33 protein-coding genes and 4 tRNA genes are annotated in these 21,079 nt (G+C 32.1%); 5 read left to right on the forward strand and 32 right to left on the reverse strand.

The window, feature by feature from the left end:
• Nucleotides 1-300 precede the first annotated feature (300 nt).
• The 5 genes from zupT to Q0J35_RS00025 all read left to right on the forward strand — a co-directional run bounded on the left by zupT (nt 301) and on the right by Q0J35_RS00025 (nt 1,568).
• Complete coding sequence (zupT, locus tag Q0J35_RS00005; RefSeq protein WP_297191796.1) at nt 301-1,137, forward strand: zinc transporter ZupT; 837 nt, start codon at nt 301-303, stop codon at nt 1,135-1,137.
• 70 nt (nt 1,138-1,207) lie between these two features.
• A tRNA-Gly gene (locus Q0J35_RS00010) sits at nt 1,208-1,282 on the forward strand.
• Between the two features lie 3 nt (nt 1,283-1,285).
• Nucleotides 1,286-1,375 (forward strand) — tRNA-Leu (locus tag Q0J35_RS00015).
• 5 nt (nt 1,376-1,380) lie between these two features.
• Nucleotides 1,381-1,454 (forward strand) — tRNA-Cys (locus tag Q0J35_RS00020).
• A 26-nt stretch (nt 1,455-1,480) separates the two neighbouring features.
• A tRNA-Ser gene (locus Q0J35_RS00025) sits at nt 1,481-1,568 on the forward strand.
• Nucleotides 1,569-1,572: 4 nt separating this feature from the next.
• On the opposite strand, the gene Q0J35_RS00030 is transcribed toward Q0J35_RS00025, so the two are convergent.
• The 32 genes from Q0J35_RS00030 to rpsJ form a co-directional block, all read right to left on the reverse strand.
• Complete coding sequence (locus Q0J35_RS00030; protein WP_297191798.1) at nt 1,573-3,285, reverse strand: ATP-binding protein; 1,713 nt, start codon at nt 3,283-3,285, stop codon at nt 1,573-1,575.
• On the reverse strand, nt 3,286-3,753 hold the full coding sequence (locus Q0J35_RS00035) for a hypothetical protein (protein WP_297191801.1): 468 nt from the start codon (nt 3,751-3,753) through the stop codon (nt 3,286-3,288).
• Nucleotides 3,754-3,762: 9 nt separating this feature from the next.
• Complete coding sequence (locus Q0J35_RS00040; protein WP_297191802.1) at nt 3,763-4,254, reverse strand: YajQ family cyclic di-GMP-binding protein; 492 nt, start codon at nt 4,252-4,254, stop codon at nt 3,763-3,765.
• Entirely contained in the window at nt 4,244-5,176 is a 933-nt protein-coding gene (locus Q0J35_RS00045) for a D-2-hydroxyacid dehydrogenase (RefSeq protein ID WP_297191805.1), read from the reverse strand. The genes Q0J35_RS00040 and Q0J35_RS00045 overlap by 11 nt, the downstream gene beginning before the upstream one ends.
• A 2-nt stretch (nt 5,177-5,178) precedes the next feature.
• Nucleotides 5,179-6,351, reverse strand: a complete 1,173-nt coding sequence (locus tag Q0J35_RS00050) for a glutathionylspermidine synthase family protein (protein ID WP_297191807.1) — start codon at nt 6,349-6,351, stop codon at nt 5,179-5,181.
• Between the two features lie 8 nt (nt 6,352-6,359).
• A complete protein-coding gene (locus tag Q0J35_RS00055) occupies nt 6,360-6,959 on the reverse strand; it encodes a UPF0323 family lipoprotein (RefSeq protein WP_297191811.1) in 600 nt (199 codons plus the stop codon).
• A 45-nt stretch (nt 6,960-7,004) separates the two neighbouring features.
• Entirely contained in the window at nt 7,005-7,547 is a 543-nt protein-coding gene (locus Q0J35_RS00060) for a CPBP family intramembrane glutamic endopeptidase (protein WP_297191813.1), read from the reverse strand.
• A gap of 36 nt (nt 7,548-7,583) precedes the next feature.
• Nucleotides 7,584-7,796, reverse strand: coding sequence for a 30S ribosomal protein S21 (rpsU, locus tag Q0J35_RS00065; RefSeq protein ID WP_002780697.1), 213 nt, complete (start codon nt 7,794-7,796; stop codon nt 7,584-7,586).
• A 134-nt stretch (nt 7,797-7,930) separates the two neighbouring features.
• Nucleotides 7,931-9,094, reverse strand: a complete 1,164-nt coding sequence (locus tag Q0J35_RS00070) for a cation:proton antiporter (RefSeq protein WP_297191815.1) — start codon at nt 9,092-9,094, stop codon at nt 7,931-7,933.
• Nucleotides 9,075-9,911, reverse strand: coding sequence for a biotin synthase (locus Q0J35_RS00075; protein ID WP_297191818.1), 837 nt, complete (start codon nt 9,909-9,911; stop codon nt 9,075-9,077). Before Q0J35_RS00075 ends, Q0J35_RS00070 begins: the two co-directional genes overlap by 20 nt.
• Before the next feature lie 63 nt (nt 9,912-9,974).
• Nucleotides 9,975-11,171, reverse strand: a complete 1,197-nt coding sequence (locus Q0J35_RS00080) for an MFS transporter (protein ID WP_297191820.1) — start codon at nt 11,169-11,171, stop codon at nt 9,975-9,977.
• A gap of 108 nt (nt 11,172-11,279) precedes the next feature.
• The gene (gene secY / locus Q0J35_RS00085; RefSeq protein ID WP_297191823.1) at nt 11,280-12,545 is read right to left on the reverse strand and encodes a preprotein translocase subunit SecY; all 1,266 of its coding nucleotides are present in this window, start codon (nt 12,543-12,545) and stop codon (nt 11,280-11,282) included.
• 2 nt (nt 12,546-12,547) lie between these two features.
• A complete protein-coding gene (rplO, locus tag Q0J35_RS00090) occupies nt 12,548-12,937 on the reverse strand; it encodes a 50S ribosomal protein L15 (protein ID WP_297191825.1) in 390 nt (129 codons plus the stop codon).
• Nucleotides 12,938-12,941: 4 nt separating this feature from the next.
• Nucleotides 12,942-13,385: a 30S ribosomal protein S5 gene (gene rpsE / locus Q0J35_RS00095; protein ID WP_297191828.1), complete on the reverse strand. Its 444-nt coding sequence runs from the start codon at nt 13,383-13,385 to the stop codon at nt 12,942-12,944.
• Between the two features lie 11 nt (nt 13,386-13,396).
• Nucleotides 13,397-13,753: a 50S ribosomal protein L18 gene (gene rplR / locus Q0J35_RS00100; protein ID WP_297191830.1), complete on the reverse strand. Its 357-nt coding sequence runs from the start codon at nt 13,751-13,753 to the stop codon at nt 13,397-13,399.
• A gap of 9 nt (nt 13,754-13,762) precedes the next feature.
• On the reverse strand, nt 13,763-14,299 hold the full coding sequence (gene rplF / locus Q0J35_RS00105) for a 50S ribosomal protein L6 (RefSeq protein WP_297191832.1): 537 nt from the start codon (nt 14,297-14,299) through the stop codon (nt 13,763-13,765).
• Nucleotides 14,300-14,358: 59 nt separating this feature from the next.
• A complete protein-coding gene (gene rpsH / locus Q0J35_RS00110) occupies nt 14,359-14,754 on the reverse strand; it encodes a 30S ribosomal protein S8 (RefSeq protein ID WP_297191834.1) in 396 nt (131 codons plus the stop codon).
• An 11-nt stretch (nt 14,755-14,765) separates the two neighbouring features.
• Nucleotides 14,766-14,951, reverse strand: a complete 186-nt coding sequence (locus Q0J35_RS00115; protein WP_094324350.1) for a type Z 30S ribosomal protein S14 — start codon at nt 14,949-14,951, stop codon at nt 14,766-14,768.
• Between the two features lies 1 nt (nt 14,952).
• A complete protein-coding gene (gene rplE / locus Q0J35_RS00120; protein ID WP_297192810.1) occupies nt 14,953-15,498 on the reverse strand; it encodes a 50S ribosomal protein L5 in 546 nt (181 codons plus the stop codon).
• A 7-nt stretch (nt 15,499-15,505) separates the two neighbouring features.
• A complete protein-coding gene (gene rplX, locus Q0J35_RS00125) occupies nt 15,506-15,727 on the reverse strand; it encodes a 50S ribosomal protein L24 (protein WP_297191839.1) in 222 nt (73 codons plus the stop codon).
• Nucleotides 15,727-16,095, reverse strand: a complete 369-nt coding sequence (gene rplN, locus Q0J35_RS00130; RefSeq protein ID WP_297191841.1) for a 50S ribosomal protein L14 — start codon at nt 16,093-16,095, stop codon at nt 15,727-15,729. Before rplN ends, rplX begins: the two co-directional genes overlap by 1 nt.
• Nucleotides 16,095-16,346, reverse strand: coding sequence for a 30S ribosomal protein S17 (gene rpsQ / locus Q0J35_RS00135; RefSeq protein WP_297191842.1), 252 nt, complete (start codon nt 16,344-16,346; stop codon nt 16,095-16,097). Before rpsQ ends, rplN begins: the two co-directional genes overlap by 1 nt.
• A 3-nt stretch (nt 16,347-16,349) precedes the next feature.
• Nucleotides 16,350-16,544, reverse strand: a complete 195-nt coding sequence (rpmC, locus tag Q0J35_RS00140; RefSeq protein WP_297191844.1) for a 50S ribosomal protein L29 — start codon at nt 16,542-16,544, stop codon at nt 16,350-16,352.
• Nucleotides 16,531-16,956: a 50S ribosomal protein L16 gene (gene rplP / locus Q0J35_RS00145; protein ID WP_297191846.1), complete on the reverse strand. Its 426-nt coding sequence runs from the start codon at nt 16,954-16,956 to the stop codon at nt 16,531-16,533. Before rplP ends, rpmC begins: the two co-directional genes overlap by 14 nt.
• A 2-nt stretch (nt 16,957-16,958) precedes the next feature.
• Nucleotides 16,959-17,669: a 30S ribosomal protein S3 gene (gene rpsC / locus Q0J35_RS00150; protein WP_297191848.1), complete on the reverse strand. Its 711-nt coding sequence runs from the start codon at nt 17,667-17,669 to the stop codon at nt 16,959-16,961.
• A 1-nt stretch (nt 17,670) separates the two neighbouring features.
• Nucleotides 17,671-18,060, reverse strand: coding sequence for a 50S ribosomal protein L22 (gene rplV, locus Q0J35_RS00155; protein ID WP_297191850.1), 390 nt, complete (start codon nt 18,058-18,060; stop codon nt 17,671-17,673).
• Between the two features lie 12 nt (nt 18,061-18,072).
• On the reverse strand, nt 18,073-18,354 hold the full coding sequence (gene rpsS / locus Q0J35_RS00160) for a 30S ribosomal protein S19 (RefSeq protein ID WP_297191852.1): 282 nt from the start codon (nt 18,352-18,354) through the stop codon (nt 18,073-18,075).
• A 1-nt stretch (nt 18,355) separates the two neighbouring features.
• Entirely contained in the window at nt 18,356-19,186 is an 831-nt protein-coding gene (gene rplB / locus Q0J35_RS00165; RefSeq protein ID WP_297191855.1) for a 50S ribosomal protein L2, read from the reverse strand.
• A gap of 1 nt (nt 19,187) precedes the next feature.
• Nucleotides 19,188-19,469 carry a 50S ribosomal protein L23 gene (locus Q0J35_RS00170; protein ID WP_297191857.1) on the reverse strand — a complete coding sequence of 94 codons (282 nt, stop codon included), beginning with the start codon at nt 19,467-19,469 and terminating at the stop codon, nt 19,188-19,190.
• Nucleotide 19,470: 1 nt separating this feature from the next.
• The gene (gene rplD / locus Q0J35_RS00175; RefSeq protein ID WP_297191859.1) at nt 19,471-20,085 is read right to left on the reverse strand and encodes a 50S ribosomal protein L4; all 615 of its coding nucleotides are present in this window, start codon (nt 20,083-20,085) and stop codon (nt 19,471-19,473) included.
• A complete protein-coding gene (gene rplC / locus Q0J35_RS00180; RefSeq protein WP_297191861.1) occupies nt 20,082-20,660 on the reverse strand; it encodes a 50S ribosomal protein L3 in 579 nt (192 codons plus the stop codon). The genes rplD and rplC overlap by 4 nt, the downstream gene beginning before the upstream one ends.
• Before the next feature lie 21 nt (nt 20,661-20,681).
• Nucleotides 20,682-20,993, reverse strand: coding sequence for a 30S ribosomal protein S10 (gene rpsJ / locus Q0J35_RS00185; RefSeq protein WP_297191863.1), 312 nt, complete (start codon nt 20,991-20,993; stop codon nt 20,682-20,684).
• Nucleotides 20,994-21,079 lie beyond the last annotated feature (86 nt).

The raw sequence follows: 21,079 nt of genomic DNA on the forward strand, positions 1-21,079 counted from the left end.
GGGGGGGGGCATTGAAATATCTAAGATTTATGAAAGATGTGCGTAGGATAAAGAAAGTTTTTAAAAAAGTTTAAAGTATAAAGTTAGGTAGAGATGGAGTTTAAAGAAGGGTTAAAACTTAAAGTTAAAAGACTTTAAAATAAAAAATGATAAAGCTTAAAGTGTAAAGTTACATAGAATAAAGAAAACATTTGAAAGGAAGTGAAAAGCTTTAGATTTTTATACAAAAATATCTTTTTAATTTACTATTTTTTCATATAATTTACTTTTTAATAAAAAATATTATTTAAAGTTTTTAATATGGATTTAGAATTATCGCAAATATCTATAGCATTTTTATTAGCTACCTTAGCTGGTATATCCACGGCTATTGGTGCTTTGATAGCATTTTTTTCAAGACAGGATAATTTTACTTTTTTATCCATAGGACTTGGATTTTCTGCTGGAGTGATGATATATATCTCTTTTATGGAAATTTTGCCCTCAAGCTTTGTAGATTTTACAAAGGTGTATGGTGAGTTTATCGGCTCTTCTTTAGCTATACTTTTCTTTTTTGTGGGAAGCTTATTAGCAGCTTTAGTGGATAGGCTTATACCAGAAGATTTGCATATAAAACAAAAAGATGATTATAATGAGTTAAAAATTTGCCCGCTTGTAAGCGGGGTAAAGCGTCCAAATTTAGCTTTGAAAAGAACGGGTCTTTTAACTGCTATAGCTATTTCTATACACAACTTACCAGAGGGTTTTGCCACCTTTGTATCTTCTCTTGATAACATATCATTTGGCGTTGCTATAGCTATAGCTGTGGCTATTCATAATATACCTGAGGGTATGGCGGTTTCTTTGCCTATATATCACGCTACGGGAGAAAAAAGAAAAGCATTTAAATACGCCGCACTTTCTGGTCTTACAGAGCCAATAGGTGCTTTAATAGGCTTTTTTTTGATACTCCCATTTATAGGAGAGCTAACTTTAGCCTTTACTTTCGCCATAATAGCAGGGATAATGGTCTATATCTCTTTTGACGAACTTTTACCCGCTGCTAGAGTATATGGAGAAGCTCATCACTGTTTGTATGGGCTTTTTGCCGGTATGGCTGTGATGGCTTTTAGTCTTATTTTACTAAATGTAGCTTAGTTAAAGCATTAACACTATTCTTAATAAAGGCTTTTTTAAGCTTATTTTGTTAAAATTTAGCTTTTATTTTGCGGGAATAGCTCAGGGGTAGAGCACAACCTTGCCAAGGTTGGGGTCGCGAGTTCGAATCTCGTTTCCCGCTCCATACGCCCGGGTGGTGGAATTGGTAGACACAAGGGACTTAAAATCCCTCGGAATTTTTTCTTCCGTGCCGGTTCAAGTCCGGCTCCGGGCACCACTATTGGCGACATAGCCAAGCGGTAAGGCATGGGCCTGCAAAGCCTTGATCTCCGGTTCGAATCCGGATGTCGCCTCCAAGCTCTTACTGAAACTATGTTTTTTACGGGAGATGGCTGAGTGGTCGAAAGCGGCGGTCTTGAAAACCGTTGAGGTGCAAGCCTCCAGGGGTTCGAATCCCTTTCTCCCGGCCATTACTTAAAATTTATTAAAACCTACTATTTTGTTTTTATCAAAGCTCGAATTTAACTCTTTTTCTATGCTTTCTATGAAATATACTTGTTTAAAAATTCCATCTTTTGATATAGCTGCTTTTAGTGCTGCATTTTTAATAATCATTATGATTTGAGCACCGCTTAATTCATATCTAGCTAAGTTTTCTAAGTCAAAATCATCTTCAAAAGAAGCATTTTTTGGCAGGTATTTTTTAAAAATTTGCACCCTTTCTTCGTAATTTGGCTTTTTAAATTCTATTTTATAGTCAAATCTTCTAGAAAATGCACTATCTAAACTTTCTAAAAAATTTGTGGTAGCTATCAATACCCCACTAAATTTTTCAATCTGTTCTAAGAATATATTTTGCATTTGATTGTGCATTTTATCAGAGCCGCTGCTACCTTCTACCCTTGTGCTTAAAAACTGATCGGCTTCATTTAGAAGCAAGACAGGATTTTCTTTGCAAGATGAAGATATTTTTTTATATGTATCAAAAATTTTCCTTACATTTTGTTCGCTTTCACCAACCCATTTGCTTAGAATTTTAGAGCAATCAAAGCTTAAAACAACTTTTTTCATAGATCTTGCCATAGCAAGAGCGGACATAGTTTTACCAACCCCAGCAGGACCATAAAATATAATCTTTGCTTCTATATCTTCGCTATGTTTTATGCCCCAAGTTGAAAGTCTTTGTATGACTTTTTTGTCTCTTTGTTTTAGTATGTTTTCAAGTATGTTTTTAGTTCCATTTGGCATTATCACATCGTTAATATCTGTATCTGGTTCTATAAGCTCAAAGATATCTTGTTCTTTTACAAGGCTTTGCAATTCCAATCTTTCTCCCTTTTTCTTTCCTTTGGAATTGATAATCCTTTGTAAAAATTCATCGCTTATATAAAAACTTTTACTAAAAGTGCCAAAAGTGCTTATGTATTCGTCGTAGTCTATGAGATTGTTTTTTAAAAGCCTTGAATTTTCAGAAAGCAAGGCTTTGTTTTCTAATTTTTCATATTCATTTTCACTTATTACACAAAGCAAAGAATTAATATCTCTTGCACTGGAATTTTCGCTGTCTAAGCTGTATTCTTCTTTTAGCAGGGCTATAAATATTAATTCTTCTTTTTTGCTTAGCTTGTATTCTTTAAAGATTTCTTCTAATATATTTTTGAATTTGCTCTTTTTTAGCCTAGTTTTTATATATGCTTCATATTGTTTAAGCTCTTCTTTTAGTCTTGATGATGAGTTAAAGGAGAGTCTTTTATAAAGCTCTATCCTTGTGAATTCATCTTTTAAGTATTCAAGATACTCGGTATAAGCTTGTTGATTATTTAAATTTAGTGTAGAATTTTCTTCTAAAAATGATAAAAATGTGTCGCTAAGACTTAAGTCGCAGTTTAAAAGGGATAATAAATTTTGTCTATCTTTTTTTAAATCGCTGCTAAATGCGTGAAATATAGATACAAAACCTAAATCTATCAAACACTTAACATCGCTTAGGTGATTTAAGTATTCATATTTTTCTTTTTTAAAAATGGCTGTTAAAAGATTTAAGGTATTTATGCTAGAAAAACCATTTATCATATTTTTGCATAGTTCTTTTAATATCAAAGCTTGTTCATAAGAACAGGATAAATTTTTAAATAATTTAGTTTTCTTTATATCTCTCGCACTTACAAATTCTTTTAAATCAAGCATTTATATCCTATTTATTTTAAGTAAAATTTTATTTTTATCATCTTTGAAACTAAGTTCTTTAGAGCATAGTTCATAAGAAATAAAATTTATTTCTTGTTTAAAGCCACAACTTGTTTTTTGCAAGTTAAGCCCATCATATATTGGTTTTTCTCCTAAAATATCATCTAAAATTTTGTCGTAATGTGCTTCCTTAAAATATGTTTTGTTAAAATTTTCTCTGCTGTAGCATATCGAGTTTAAACAAATTTGTCTATTTAGTTCAAGCTCTAAAATTCCTTGCCCAAATTTATAAAGTTCAAGTCTGGTAAGTTCTTTATTTGCATATAAAAATCCAGCCTCACTCACCCTAAAACCGTTAGCGAATTTTGCATTTATAAACACTGCCTTACTTTGCTGAAAATCTGCTTTTTTAAATGAGCATGCATTTAATAAAAAAAGCACGTATAAGACTGCAAAAATTTGTCTCACAAAGACCTCTTATTTTAGATTCTTAAAACTTAAAGAAAGCTCTAAATTCAACTCTTTTACTAGCTTAATAACAGCTTGTAAATCATCTATTTGTTTCGCACTTACACGAATTTCATCGCCTCTTATGCTGGAAGTAACTTTTAACTTGCTTTCTTTTATAGTCTTGTTTATCTTTTTTGCATTATCAGAATCTATGCTATCATTTACTTTTAAATTTAGGCGAAATAAAGCCCCACTTTCTCTTGAAAGCTCTTTTATGCTAGATGCGTTTATGCCTCTTTTTATTAGTTTTGATACTAATATATCTTTTAATACATCTAATTTTGCTTCACTCGAGCTAGAAAGCTTAAAATTTCCTTCCTTTTCGTTAAAGTCTATTTCGCATTTAATGCCTTTTAAATCATATCTGCTATCAAGTTCTTTTTTGGCTTGTTCTAGTGCATTTTTAAGCTCTTGCTTGTCTATACTAGCACTTATGTCAAAACTATGCTCACTTGCCATTTTCAATCCATTCTTTTAAATTATTATATACTATATCCATTAAAGCTTCTAAAGATTCATAAGAAGCCCAAGCTACGTGAGGCGTTATGATTAGTTTTTCCTTGTCTTTTATGCTTAAAAGAGGGTGATTTTTAGCCATTGGCTCTTGTTCAAGCACGTCAAGCCCAGCTCTTATATCTTTTTGGTTTAAAATTTGGGCTAAATCATTCTCATTTACGATTCCACCTCTACCAACATTTATCAAAATAGCCTTATCTTTCATCAAAGATAATTCTTCTTTCTTTACTAAATTCTTTGTTTTTTCATTTAATGGAGCGTGTATGCTTATTATATCGCAAGTTTTGAAAAGCTCATCAAGCTCTACGCGTTCGTATGTGTTATCATTGTTTTTGCCAGAGCTTGAATAATAACAAATTTTAGCACCAAAAGCACTAGAAATCTTAGCAACTTCCTTTCCTATAGTTCCAAGTCCTATAATGCCGTGTTTTTTTCCGCTTATGTTGTATAAAATTCTACTGTAATCAGTAAATATTTCGCTCTCGCACCATTTGCCCTCTTTGCTCCATTTATCATAAAATGGAATTTGATTTAAAAAAGAAAATATAAGAGCAAATGTATGCTGCACTACGCTTTTTGTAGAATAATTTGCCGCATTTTTTACTATTATGCCCTTTTGTTTTGCATATTCAACATCGATATTATTAACACCTGTAGCGGTTTCTAATATTAGTTTTATATTTGTATTATCTATAACTTCTTTATCTATTATGACCTTATTTGTCATAACTACATCAGCATCTTTAAGTCTTTCTATGCGTTCATTGTTTTTTGTTAATTTATAACTTACGAAATCTCCAAAATTTTTAAATTTTGATAAATCATATGAACCCAAAGTTGCAGCATCTAAACAAACTATTTTCATTTTTACTCCTTTATGTAGTGTGCCACGAATTTAGCAAAATTATCAATTATTTTAGAGCCTTTTCTAAACCCAAGCCCACAGGATTCATAAGCGAAAAATACTCCAGCTTGGTAGTATAAATCATCTTTTGAATTTAACTGAGTAAATTCTTGATATATGAAGTTATTACCTATATATTCTCCATCATTTTGCTCTATTATTTTGCCATTTTCATCTAAAATGCTTATATTTGCTCCTTCTCTTCCAAACATAGGCTTTTTAACGCATTTTTTACCAATTAAAGGCTTATCGCTAGTTTCTAATAATAATGGATGATTTGGGTAAAGCTCCCATAAAATTTTTAAAATTCCTTTGCTTTGAAAAAGTAGTGTGTATGCGGGATTTAAAATGATTGCTTTTCGATTTTTAATGATCTGTGTCAAAAGCATAGCCAAATCACCTTCTTCTATAGCTATATTTTCCCAAGGTATGAGTTTAAATAAGTATTCATAGTTTTCTTGCTCGTAAAATACACCTTCAGGGCTAAATTCAATCTCATCTATAAAGGCAAAGTTTGTTTCAAAGCCAGACTCTTTTGCTATGTGTTCTAAGAGTCTAGTGGTAAGCTCATCTTCGCTACTGCCTTTTATGCTAGAAAAAAGAATTTTCCAGCCTTCATAATACTCATCAAAGCTAGAAATATCATCATTTAATGTTATAAGTCTTTTGAAATTATCCATTAAAGATTCATAAAGGCTGTTAAATTGCAAGCTTTCATTCATATCATTTTGTCTTAGTAAAGCCCACTGAAGTATAGCAGTTTCAAAAAGAGAAGTAGGGGTATCTGCATTAAATTCAAGAAGTTTTATAGGCTTTCCATCAAGTCCTCCGGCAAGGTCAAACCTAGAATACAAATGCCAATGCACATCATTTTCCCAGCTCATTTTTATCGCTTCTATAAGATTAAAAGGTATTCCAAGCTCATCAAAACGGTTTTCATCTATTACCTTTTGTGCTGCAGACACAAACATATCATACAGTTCGTTCCCAGCTTCATAAAAGGCATTTGCTTCCTTTTCGCTTATGCAAATTAATTCATCATCTAAATAATCAGAGCCATTATTATCCGTATGCCAAGAAAAACCTATACTTTCCAAATAGTCCTTAGTAAGAGCTTTTACTTTTTTAAATTTCATTTTAAGCCTTAAGATCCATAACTTTGTGTGCCTTGAGTTGAACCACCACTAGAGCCAAAAAAGCCAGAGCGACCAGCAGCATTCGGTGTGCTTGTAGCTCTATTATTAAAGCTATTCATACTTCTTTGATATGCACTTTGATTTGAAAAAGCACCTCTTTGTTGATTTGCAAAATTTTGATTATTAAAAAGTTTTGAACCTATCCAGCTACCAAGTATAGCACCTGCAGCACTTGCTAATAATGTTTCGCCTAATGAAAGCCCCCCGCTACTCATTTGTGTGTTATCTTTTGTCAAATTTGATGTTCCATTATCTATTTTAGCAGCTTCTTCTTTTATAAGAGCGTCCATTTCTTCTTTTGTTAAAACTCTTTCTGTTCCATCAAGTTGTTGCAACACAACTCTTGTTTCTGCACTTGGAAACTGTTCTTTTATTTTGTATTGTCCAGCAGCGGTTTCTTCTATGATTACAAAAGCTCCTTGTTGATTTTGTGAATTTTGTTGAGGTATTTGATTTTGTGAGTTATCACAAGCTGCTAAAGCACCGCCACCAACTGCTACCAAACCACTAACCATACTCAAATGTAAAATTTTTTTAATATGTTTCATATAGCTTTGTCCTAGTGTTAAATTTATTTAGAATTCTATCAAAAATTAATAAACTAATATTTTTCTTTTTATTATAAAAACTATAAAAAAATTAAAAAAAGTATGGCTTAAAATACAAAGCATTAAGGACTTAGAAAATTCATATAAAAGCCCTAAGAATAATCCTTGTAAAAATACCTCTAAGAGTAAGATAGGCTTCTTATAATAAGCTATATGTGCTAAAACAAAGGCTATGCTGGCTAATAAAAGACCAAAATTTTCTTGCAAGACACCTCTAAATAAAAGCTCTTCAGCTACGGCATTTGCTAAGAAAAATACAAATAAAAATGAAAGCGAATTTTTAAAAGCTATTTCTTTTATTGGTTCAAAATAAAGGCTTTTTTTTGGAAATACTATAAAAAATAATAAGGCTATTAAAATTGGGACTATAAGTGATACAAAAAACAATACAAAAAATTCTAAATTAAAATTTAAGCTATGAAAGCCGACAAAACTTGAATTTGCTTTTACTGTAAAAAATAAATAAAGCATAAAAGATACTGTGATAAAAACAAAGGTAGAGATGATAGCGGTTTTGTTATTAAGCAATTAAAATTCTTTTAAAAGCCCATTTAGGGCTTTATATTAGAGTCTTGACTCATATCTTCTAAGCATATAAAGTCTTTTAAGCATTTTTTTTCTAGCTGAAATTTTTTGTTTTTTACGAATTTCTGTCATAGGTTCAAAAAATCTTCTAGCTCTAACTTCTGTAACAACTAGATTTCTATCAACTTGTTTTTTAAATTTACGGTAAGCTTCATCAAAAGATTCATTTGGATGCACTTTTATACCAGGCACTAGCTTCACCACCTTTCTTTTAAAAATTGTCTTAAATTATAGCAAAAAATTCTTTATATTTTGTAGTTTTTGCTAGATAAATTTAGCATCATTTTTTAGTTAAAAAATGCAAAAACAGAGCAAAAATTGAAATTTCACTCTTTAGAATTTATGACCTTAATCAAACTCATAACCAAAATAGCTTCAAACAATGCAGTAAGTATAAGAGCTGAATAAAGCTCTTTATCAATTAGTTTAGCATTGTAAGAAAGAGTAGCTGTAGCTACTAGTAGCGTTAGTGGCATAGAATGACTAAGCACAAATAGTAAGCTTTGTTTTAAATTAAATTTTTCATAAAATGCAATAACACTTATAAGTCTTATACCTAGCATAGCAAACATTATGAAAAATGCATTTTTGATAAGTTCAATTTCTTTTAGTAAAGAAAGATCGAAAGTTGAACCTATATGTATAAAAAATATAGGTATTAAAAGCCCGTATCCAAAACTAGAAAGCCTCTTATCTAGATCTTGTTTTCGTGAAAAAAATGTTGATATAAAAGATCCGGCTATAAAAGAACCAAGAGCTAAGTCAAGTTTTAGTATAAACATAGTAGCTATGATTAACATAAAAACACTCATACAAAGCCTTATGTCTTTTTCATTTTTATCTTCGCTAGGCATTAATACATTTTTTAATTGTGGATACCACCAAAACAAAACTCTTAATATTTTAAAGGCTAACAAACAAAATGCTAGAAATGAAAAAATATATAATAAATTTATAATTAATTCAAATAAATTTATATCTTGTTTTAGCACAGTCCCAACAACTGTTAGAAGTATTATGCTTATGACTTCAGCTAGAGTTGCAACTACCATAGATGTATTAAGCCAATAACAGTCTCTTCCAAAATCTTTAAATAATATAGATAAAAGCCCAACACTCATAACAGGAAAAATGATTATAAAAATATATGGCAAACCCATTATATAGGTCAGCAAAGAACTTAATATATATAAATTACTTATGTAAAAAAAACTTCTTTTAGCAAGAGATGTTTTCATAGAAAAAAAAGATTTTAAATTTACTTCCATACCAGCCATAAACATCAGATAACAAAAACCTATGCTAGATACTAAAGTGAAAAGCTCACTACTTGGTAGCAATGAAAAATAAGCCAAAACACTACCCAATATCATTTCGGTAGCTGATATTGGAAGTCTAAAAAATTTGGCTATATATGGTGATATTAGCAAACATAAAGCTATGACTACTAATATTTGCAAATTGTTTATATCAGTGACACTGTGTTGCAAAAGTAAATCCCATATCCTTAAGTTTTTTTATGTCTTTACTAGGAACCTCTCCTTTTGTTGTTAGATAATCGCCTATTACTATGGCTGCTGCTCCAGCTTCAAAAATTTCATACTGCCTTTCTTTTAGCACAAATTCTCTACCGCCAGCAACCATTATAACCGTATCTTTTAGAATTTGTTTAGTGTCTCTTATTATCTGTAAGGCTTCATCTGCTTCTAAAGGTTTTTGTTTTAGTTTAAGATTTTCATTTGATATGAAAAAATTTATAGGAGATGAAAAGGGATTTAACTCTTTTAAGCTTTTTCTAAAACTTATTCTATCATCATCACTTTCGCCAAGTCCGTAAATTCCTCCACAGCAAAGCATAAGCCCAGCTTCTTTTGCTGCTAAATTTGTATTAAATCTATCTTCCCAAGTATGTGTGCTACAAATTTGTGGAAAAAATTCACGAGATGTTTCAAGATTGTGATTGTATGAAAAAATACCAACTTTTTTTAGCTCTTTTAGTTGTTCTAAATTGGCAATCCCATTACACGCTATTAAAAGTAAATCAGGAACTTCTTTTAAAACTGCCTTAGCTGCTCTACATACATAATCAAGCTTTTCATCATCAAGACCAGCTCCAGCAGTAACTAGACAAAAGCCCAAAGCCTCATTTTTTTTAGCTATTTTAGCTTCTTGGACTATTTTTTCTATTGGTTTGCTTTTGTATTTCTCTATACCTGTTTTAACATGTGCGCTTTGAGTGCAGTATTTGCAGTCCTCACTACAACCACCGCTTGCTATATTACAAATGGCACAAAGCATTATTTGCATATTAAAATCCTTTTAATTTTTTTTAATTTTATTATAGCTTTACTAATTTTAAAATAAAAGAAATTAAGCCTTTTTTACTTTGAAAAAGCAATAACAAATAGCAACTATAAATAAGGTGCTTGACCAAATTAAAAATTCATTTTTTATGCCAAAATTTTGAGTTAGTGGAGTTGTTATGAATGGTGAGACAAACTGACCCAAAAACATACAAGAAGCGAGTATGCTATAAATCCTTGCTTTAGCATAAGAAGGTGCCAAACCTAGTAAATATGCGGAATTATTAACTATAATAAGTCCTCCAGCACCACCAAATATAAAAAGACTCAGTATGCTTATATAAAAATTATCGCTTATATAAACCATTAAAAAACTAAATGACTGTAATAAAAGTGAATATATGTATATTTTTTTAATATCTAAAATTTTAACTATATCTTTATACAAAAATGAAAAAATTCCATAAGATATAGCAGATGTAGCCATAGCAAGACCTATGTATTTTGCATCTAGTTTAAGATGATGTTGTATATAGTGTGGGAATTGAACGGATATAAGATAATATATCATTATTATAAAAAATCCCATAAAATACACGGGTATAAAAGGTTTGTAATCAATTTTTTGTTTCTGTTTTTCTTCTCTTAGAGCTTTTTTGTTTTTATTTACTCTAGGTTCGAAAAGATAAAAAATGCAAAAGAAAAATATTATAAAACCGCTTAGATAAACTATAAATACATAATTCCAAGAAAAAGAAGCTAAAAAACCGCCTATAACAGTCATTAAAGCTCCGCCAAAGGCTAAGATTAAACCTTGTAAAGATAGTGCCCTATCTTTTCTACCTGTCCCAACTCCATAGTAATCTCCAAGCAATGCAGAAGCTGCGGTAGTTATAAAAGCAGTTGCGATTCCTAGTATAAATCTTGATAAAAGTAGCAGGTAAATATTGTCTATAAAATAAGCTACAAATCCTGTTAATATCCATAAAACTGTTGCTGGATATAAAAATATAAGTTTGCCAAATTTGTCCATTAAATACCCAGCTAATGGTGAAAACAAAGCCGTTGAAAGAGCAGGTATGGTAAGCACCAATCCGCTTAAAAGTTCTATGTTTTCCACATAGTAAAAATGTTTTGATATTGAAGGCAAGGCTGGAGATATGAGAGAAGCACCAAGCACGGTCATCATAGCCACAGAAAATATGGCTATTTTAAACCTAAATCTTTCTGTTAAATATATCATTTTCTTGTCAAGCTTTGTCATCTCATACTCTTTTAGGGTTTGTATGAATTATGCAATATGCTTCATTAAATATAGCTTATTTTGTAAATTTGTGAATTTTATTTATCTTTAAGCAAGGAAAATCCTTACTTAAAGACCTACTGCTGAAAGAGTTTGGTATTTATTCATATAAATTTGAGCTTCTATTTTTCTCATAGTATCAAGTGCAACTTGCACTACTATCAAAACTGAAGTGCCACCAAAATAAAATGGAACTCCCATAAATTTAACTAGCAGCCAAGGTAATGTAGATACTAATCCAAGATATATAGAGCCTGATAAGGTCAAATGAGAAGCTACTGTGTTTAAGTAATTTGCAGTGCCCTCACCAGGTCTAATGCCCGGTATAAAACCGCCTTGTTTTTTTAAATTTTCGGCTATATCTTTAGCATTAAATACTATAGATGCGTAAAAATACGCGAAGAAAATAACCAAAAAGAAAGTAAGTATATGAAATAAATATCCATTTGGATTTAAATAGTCATTAATCATCAAAACATATTCATTTGTGCTACTTTGCATAATAGTAGCTGGAAACATTAAAATAGCACTTGCGAATATAGGTGGTATAACACCACTTAAATTTACTTTTATAGGTATGTAGTTCATAATTCTCTTGTTTTGATTTTGCATAACTACTTTTCTTGAGTATGATATAGGAATTCTCCTTTCCCCAAGTTCCACATATATAATAGCACCTATAGTTAAAAGTATAACTATAAGTATTAAAAAAGCTACTAAGAAATTCATTTCCCCAGAATTTATAAGTCCTATCGTTCCATCAATAGCTGAAGGTATGCTTGAGACTATACCAGCAAATATTATCAAAGAAATTCCGTTACCAACGCCTTTTTGTGTGATTTGCTCACCAAGCCACATTAAAAGCATTGTGCCAGCTAACATAGACATAGCTGAAAGTGCTATGAAAGTGTTTAAATCTTCTATCATTATGGCAGATTGCCCTTGTGCGCTTCTTAAATTTTGAAGTCCTATAGACACGCCTATACTTTGAACTAAGGTTATAAAGATGGTTGCATAACGAATGATTTGCATATATTTTTGCATACCATCTCTTTCTTTTTTCATTTTCCCTATATTATGAAAAGTAGCCGCTAAAAGCTCCATTATGATAGATGCTGTTATGTAAGGCATAATCCCAAGAGATATTATAGAAAATCTTTCTGCTGCACCACCGCTAAACATATTAAAAAGCCCAAGTGCATTGCTTGAATTTCTGTTAAAAAATTCAGCTACCACATCAGCATTTACTCCAGGAACTGGGACATAAGCAAGAATTCTATAAGCAAATAAAAACGCTAGTGTTATTAGTATTTTATTACTTAGTGATTTATTCATTATTATTTTCCGCTAAAACTTACTTTTTCATCTTTTATTTTAGAAGCTAAATCTTTTGCACTTTTTCCTATTAGTTTTATCTTTGTTACTGCTTTTGGAATTTTATGCACCTCTTTTATGCTATCTAGGCTTATTTCAGCAAGCTCTTTTATAGCCTTTATTTTTTCTACATTTATTTCATAAGGTTTTTCTATTTTTGAGCTAAAGCCTACCTTTGGTAGTCTCCTTTGAAGAGGTTGTTGTCCACCTTCAAATCCTCTTTTTTCGTTATAACCTTTTCTAGCAGTTTGACCTTTGCCACCTCTAGTAGCAGTTTTTCCCATACCACTACCTTGACCACGGCCAATTCTTTTTATCTTTCTAGTTGAACCTTTTGCCTTAGTTAAATTCATAATATTATCCTTTTAACATAGTTAAAGCTTTTATAGTAGCACGGACGACATTTGCAGAGTTGTTTGAGCCTAAAGATTTTGTTAAAATATCTTTAATACCTGCAAGTTCGACAATAGGGCGTGTAGAACCACCTGCTATTACACCTGTTCCTTCACTAGCTGGTTTTAGCAAAATTCTACTTGAGTTATATTTGACTTCTACATCGTGAGCTATTGTAGAACCCTTAGTTTTAACTTCTACTATATTTTTAAATGCGTCATCTACAGCTTTTCTTATAGCATCTGGCACTTCTTTTGCCTTACCGTAACCAACTCCAACAAGCCCTTTTTTATTTCCTATAACAACAAGTGCGGTAAATCTGAATCTTCTACCACCTTTTACAACCTTAGTTACTCTACCTATATCTACTATAGTTTCTTCAAATTCTTCTCTATTATATTTTTGCATTTATATCTCCCTTAAAGCTTTATGCCATTTTCTCTCAAAGAATTTGCTACCTCTGCTACCACTCCGTGATACAGATAGCCATTTCTGTCAAAAACTGCTTCTTCTATTTTTTTAGCTTTTAGAAGTTTTGCAAAATCAGCAGCTATCTTTTTAGCACCTTCTTTATTAGCTTTTATGCCAAGCTTAACACCGCTACTTGCTACTATAGTTTTTGCATTTATATCATCTATAGCTTGTAAATATATTGTTCTATTTGATTTAAAGACTGAAACTCTAGGTAAAGAAGCTGTGCCTGATATATTTGCTCTTACCCTTCTTTTTCTTTTTAATCTTAGTTTAAGTTTCCTTTTTAAAATATTTGCTCTCATATACTATCCTTATTTTTTAGAGGTTTTACCAGCTTTGCGGATAATTCGTTCATCGGAATATTTCACACCCTTGCCTTTGTAAGGTTCTGGCGGTCTAAATTCACGAATTTGAGCAGCAACTTGCCCAACTTGTTGTTTATCACTACCTTTTACTATGATGTTGTTTTTATCAACTGTTATTTCTATTCCTTCTGGTATATTAAAATTTATAGGATGTGAAAAACCTAAACTAAGCTCTAAAATTTTACCTTTTAAAGCAGCTTTATAACCAACACCATTTATCTCTAAAGTTTTTGAGAACCCTTGAGTTAATCCTATAACTATATTTTGAGCTAAGGCTCTATATGTTCCCCAAAATGCTCTGCTTTGTCTATCGTCTGCTTTTGGAGAAAAGCTTAATGTATTATCCTGTAAGCTTACATTTACATTAGCTTTAGTATCTAATTCTTTACTTAAATTGCCTTTTTTAAATTTAAGAACATTTCCTTCTAATTTTACTTCCACTCCGTTTGGAATGCTAACTGGTTGTTTGCCTATACGCGACATATTTTATCCTTTTTATTTGTCTAAGGTATTTCTACTCAAATGCCATAAAAAGCATATATTTACCAAATAGTGCATAGCACTTCGCCACCGACCCCAGCTTTAAAAGCTTCATCATTCGGTAAAACACCTTTGCTTGTGCTAACTACTATCGTTCCATATCCATTTTTAAAACGTTTGATTTCATCTTTTCCTCTATAAACACGACGACCAGGTTTAGAAACACGTTTTATCTCATTTATAATACTATAACCATTAGCATCGTATTTAAGAACCACATTAATAAATTTCTTTTTGTTTTCTTCCACTATATCAAAGCTATCTATATATCCTTTATCTTGAAAAATTCTAACCAAGGCTTCTATAACTTTTGAATGAAGTAGCTTTGTTGTTTCAAGCCTTCTCATTGACGCATTTCTTATGCGAGTTAAAGAATCAGAAATTATATCATTTATCATATCTTATCCCTTTACCAACTTGCTTTTTTAAGACCCGGTATCAAACCTTCATTTGCCATTTTTCTCAAGCAAACTCTACAAATTCCAAAGTCTCTATAAACTGAATGTGGTCTTCCACAAATTTGACATCTAGTATAAGCACGCACCGAAAATTTAGCTTTGCGAGCAGCCTTTGCTATCATTGATTTTTTAGCCATATTATTTTCCTTTTGAGAAAGGCACACCAAAAAGCTCTAATAACTTCTGTGCCTCTTTGTCATTTTTTGCACTTGTTACAATAGCGATATTCATACCGTGAGTTCTTAAAATTTTATCATATTCAACTTCTGGAAACATAAGTTGTTCATCAAGTCCAAAATTATAATTTCCTCTACCGTCAAAGCCATCTCTTGAAAGACCTCTAAAATCTTTAACTCTTGGTAAAGCTATGCTTATTAGTTTATCAAGAAAAGCAAACATATTGTTTTTTCTCAATGTTACCATAACTCCAACAGGAAAGCCTTCTCTTACTTTAAAACCAGCAACTGATTTTTTAGCTTTAGTGATTAAGGCTTTTTGTCCGGCTATTAAAGATATTGTATCTGCTATATTTTGCAACACCTTTTGATCTTTTGCTAAATCTCCAGCACCAACACTTATAACTATCTTTTCTATGGCAGGTATAAGCATAGGATTTTTAATGTCAAATTCTTTAGCTAAGGCTTCTTTTATGCTTTTAGTATATTTTTCTTTTAATCTCATAATAAAACTCCTAAACCTTTGCTACATTTGAAATGTCTATAGGCATTTCTTTATTAACAAAACCACCATTTGGGACTTTATCGCTAGGTTTTACAGCTTTTTTAGCAAGCTTACAACCTTCTACTAAAACTTTATTTTTCTTAGGAAACACAGCTAAAACCTTACCTGTCTTACCCTTATCATCACCTGCTATAATTTTTACTGTGTCATTCTTTTTAATCTTAAGCTTCATTACAAAACCTCCGGAGCAAGCGAAACTATTTTCATAAAATTCGCATATCTTACCTCACGACCAACAGGTCCAAATATACGCGTTCCAATAGGTTCTTTTTTGTTATCAAGTATAACAGCTGCATTTTCATCAAAACGAATCAAAGAGCCGTTTTCCCTATGAATTTCTTTTTTTGTTCTAACTATAACAGCTTTTACAACCTGTCCTTTTTTGACCTTGCCATTTGGTAGTGCTTTTTTAACAGATGCGACTATAACATCACCTATGGTAGCGTATCTTCTCTTACTACCGCCCAAAACTTTTATACACATAAGCTCTTTTGCGCCGCTGTTGTCAGCAACCGCTAGCCTTGTAAAACTTTGTATCATTACTCAACTCCTGTTGCCAATACAGTTTTTAATCGAAAGGCTTTTCTTTTAGATATAGGTCTGCACTCAAGTGCTATAACCGTATCTCCTACCTTTGCAACATTTTTCTCGTCGTGGATGAGGTATTTTTTAAATCTTTTTACTATTTTTCTATATCTTGGATGAACAACCTTTCTTTCCACAAGCACACTAACAGTTTTATCACCACTTTTTTTAAGAACAATGCCCTGAATTTCTCTTTTAAATGCCATATCTTATCCTTGTTTTTTTAAAGCACTGATTGCTGTATTTATTCTAGCAATATCTTTTCTAGTTTGCTTTACTTCTTGATTGTTGGTAAGTTGCATAGTCCTTAGCTTTTGCCTTAAAGTAAATAAAAGCAACTTTTTCTCTTTTAAAAGCTCATTTAACTCGTTTATATTTTTATCTTTTAAATCAATATATTTCATTTTGACTCTCTCTTGTAACAAACTTAGTTTTAAATGGTAGTTTATGCATAGCCAAGGTTAGAGCTTGTTTAGCCATATCTTCGCTAACGCCAGCCATTTCATATATTATACGACCCGGCTTTATATTCATAACCCATTCTTCAACAGCTGCTTTACCTTTACCCATACGAGTTTGTAAAGGCTTTTTTGTAAGAGGTTTATCTGGAAAAACTCTAATCCATGTTTTACCTTGTCTCTTAACAAAACGAGTTAAAGCAATACGAGCAGCTTCAATTTGTCTTGAATTTATACGACCCGCTTCAGTAGCTTTTAATGCATAATCACCAAAGGTAAATTCAGTCCCTCTGCAAGCATATCCTCTGTTTCTACCTTTCATCATTTTTCTGTATTTTGTCTTTTTAGGCATTAACATTGTTATTTACCACCCTTTCCTCTGCTTCTTCTAGTTCGTTTAGCAGGAGTATTTTCTTCTTCTGTTTTTTCATTTTGCATACCTTTGTGTAAGACTTCCCCTTTAAAAATCCAAACTTTTACGCCTATATTTCCGTAGGTAGTCCTAGCTTCAGCAAAACCATAATCTATTTTTGCTCTTAAAGTATGTAAAGGCACGCGACCCTCCAAATACCATTCAGTTCTAGCCATTTCGGCTCCACCTAAACGACCAGAAACAGAAACTTTTATACCTTTTGCACCTGATTTTTGTGCATTTTGTATAACCTTTTTCATAGCTCTTCTAAAAGAGACTCTTTTTTCAAGTTGAGTAGCTACGCTTTCTGCAGCGAGTTGTGCTGAAGCACCTGCTTTTCTTTCTTCTTTTATATTTATATTTATATCTTTTTTAATTATATTTTGTAGCTCTTTTTTGAGATTATCTACATCTCCACCCTTTTTGCCTATGATTATACCAGGTCTAGCAGCAACCACAGTAACTCTTAGCTTTTTAGCAGTTCTTTCAACTAGGATTTGAGATATGCCAGCATAGTAAAGTTTTCTTTTTAGAAAAGCTCTTATTTTATAATCCTCGCCTATATTTTCTACCAAATTCGCCTTAGTAGGAAACCATCTTGATTCCCAGTTTCTATTTATACCTAGTCTTAAGCCAATTGGATTTACTTTTTGTCCCATACTACTCTTCCTTCTTTTTTGCTACTTTTTTAGTAGTAGTTTGTGCTTTTTTATCATTTTTTTTATCCTTTTTTTCTTCTTTTGTAACTTCTACCAAAATATGAGAAGTTGGTTTTCTTATGCGACTAGCACTACCTCTTGCTCTAGGTCTAAATCTTTTTAAGACTGAACCAGCATCTACACGACAAGAGCTTACTATAACTTCATTTGCTTCAAATCCGCCATTTGCAACAGCACTTGATATAGCATTTGCTATATATCTTGCTCCCTTGTTTGGTGTAAATTTTAGGGTTGCTAAAGCCAACTCAGCGTTCATACCTTGAACTTCTCTTGCTATCAATCTTGTTTTTGTAGGAGATAATCTTATGAATTTTATAAGTGCCTTACTCATACATTATCCTTTTTATTTACCTATCTTTTTTTGCACCGAACCCTTATGTCCTTTAAAGGTTCTGGTAGGTGCAAATTCACCTAGCTTATAGCCTATGTGATTTTCTGTTATATAAACAGGAATAAAACTTTTGCCATTATGCACATTAAATGTTAATCCTATCATATCTGGTATTATAGTACTTCTTCTAGACCAAGTTTTTATAGGCTTGTTATCATTTGTTTCCTTAGCCACAAGCACTTTTTTCATAACGTGTTTATCTACGAAAGGACCTTTTTTTAGCGATCTAGCCATATTATTTTCCTTTTCTTCTTGATATTATGAGTCTATCACTAGCTTTCTTGCGTCTAGTTTTAGCACCCTTTGTTGGTTTGCCCCAAGGAGTAACAGGGTGACGACCTGAGTTTTTCTTACCTTCACCACCTCCGTGAGGGTGATCAACTGGGTTCATAGCAGAACCTCTAGTTTGAGGGCGAATTCCTCTGTAGCGGTTTCTACCAGCTTTTCCTATAGTTATGTTAGCCCAATCCTCGTTGCCTACTTCACCTATACTAGCCATACACTCGGCTAAAACCTGTCTCATTTCTCCACTGGCTAACCTTAGTATTACATATTTTTCTTCTTTTCCCATAAGTTGAGCATATGCTCCAGCAGAACGGATCATTTGTCCACCTTTTCCCGGTTTTAGCTCTATGTTATGAACTATAGTACCAACAGGTATATTTTTAAGTTTCATTGCATTGCCAGGTTTTATATCAAGCCCGCTTTCTGCAGCAGCAACTATATCGCCTACCTTAAGTCCCTTAGCTTGCAATATATATCTTTTTTCTCCGTCTCTGTAAGAAACTAATGCTATACGACAATTTCTGTATGGGTCGTATTCTATAGCCTCTATTTTGCCTTCTATGCCAAATTTTCTTCTTTTAAAGTCTATAATTCTGTATAGTTTTTTAGCTCCACCTTCTTTGTGTCTGCTAGTTATTCTTCCATTATTATTTCTTCCTGAATGAGTAGGAAGTTTTATAAGCAAAGAACGCACACTAGGTTTTGCAGTAATATCATCAGAGCTTAGACCTGTTATGTATCTTCTACTTGGTGTATATGGTTTATAAGTTTTTATCGCCATATTAAGCCTCCGAACTTTCTAAGCTAACGCCTTCTGGTAGCTTTACATAAAATTTCTTGTAGTCATTTCTTTGTCCTAAACGACCTCTAAATCTTTTCACTTTACCTTCCATTTTTAGAGAATTTATTTTTAAAGGAACTATTCCAAAATACTCTTTTAGAACTGTTTTTAATCCATTTTTAGTCATCTTAGGAGAGGTTTGTATGACCACTACACCGTGTTCTTGTAGTTTTAAACTTTTTTCAGTGTAAAGTATAGTTTTTATATCTCTTATATCTGCCATTTTAGTCCTCTTTTATGATGGATTGCAAAGCATTTTGCTCTATAATAACAGATTTAAACACAGATATTAAATAAGCATTCACCTCTGTTATATCTACTACATAACAATTTGCTAAATTTCTATACGCAAGAAATGTTTTTTCGTCTATAAAATCTTTAACTATTAAGACATCTTTTAATCCAAGTTTTTTTATAATGCTGTTTGCATCCTTTGTTTTTGCACTTTCTACGATTAAAGATGGAACAACAAAAAGCATACCTGCACTAGCTTTATCTTCTAATGATCTTTCTAAAGCTAATCTTTTTTGTTTTTTATTTACTTTTTGGAAATAATTTCTATTATTTTTTGGACCAAAAGCAACTCCACCGCCTACCCAAACGTTAGTTCTTGTAGAACCTGCTCTTGCACCACCACGTCCTTTTTGTCTCCAAGGTTTCTTGCCACCACCGCTAACTTCACTTCTATTTTTTGTATGTGCAGTATTTGCTCTTAACGAGGCAAGGTATGATTTTACATAAAGATAAAGGTTGTGAGGATTTATCTCTGTGTATCTAGCAGGTAATTCTAAATCGCCTGATTTTTCAAATTTATCATTTAAAACGATAGCTTTACTCATTTTGAAATCCTTACTCTACCTAAAGCTCCGTTATGACCCGGAACAGCACCCTTTAATACCAAAATTTTGCTTTCGCTATCATAACTTAAAACTTCATTTTTAACTGTTATTTTTACATTTCCATAATGTCCAGCCATTTTCATCCCAGGCTGCACTCTACCAGGCCACTCTCTATTTCCGATAGAACCGTGCCTTTTGTGAAAGCGAGAACCGTGACTTGCAGGACCACCAGCAAAGCCGTGTCTTTTAACAACACCACTATATCCTCTACCTTTTGAGTTGAATGAAACCTTTAAAATTTTAGCATCATTTAGTGGGGTTTCATCTAAATCGCCTACCTCTTTATTATTAACAAAAATGCTAACAAACCTATTAAATTCAGGTGATAGGTTGTATTTTTTTTGTTGTCCTTGTATGCATTTATTTTTTGTTTTACCGTTCGAGTAAGCAACCAGAGCCTTTCCGCTTTCTTTTACTTCACAAACCTTAGCAGATAGCACTCTAAGCAAAGTTACAGCAACACTCGGATTGGTTACAGTTCTACTCATACCTATCTTTTCTACTATATATTCCATAATCTATCCTTAATCACTCAACTATTTTCCCATAGCTCTAACTTCAACATTAACCTCTGGAGCTAAATCAAGCTTAGTTAGAGAATCAACAGTATCAGGAGTTGCTGCTACTATATCGAGCATACGAGTGTGAATTCTCATTTCAAATTGCTCTCTTGAATCCTTGTTTATGTGAGGAGATCTCAAAACTGTATATCTTTTTACCTTAGTAGGTAAAGGCACAGGACCTCTTATATCTGCACCTGTCCTCTTAACAGCTTCAACTATAGCTGCAACTGTGCGATCTAAAACTCTATGGTCATAAGCTTTAAGCTTAAGCCTTATTCTTTCCATAACTTTCCCTTTAAAAGAACTTGTATAGCAAAGGCTAAACAGAAAAATATTTTAATAAAATCAAAGCTTGTATTGTAGTAAAAGTG

This window comes from uncultured Campylobacter sp. (assembly GCF_944323605.1).
GTDB lineage: Bacteria > Campylobacterota > Campylobacteria > Campylobacterales > Campylobacteraceae > Campylobacter_D.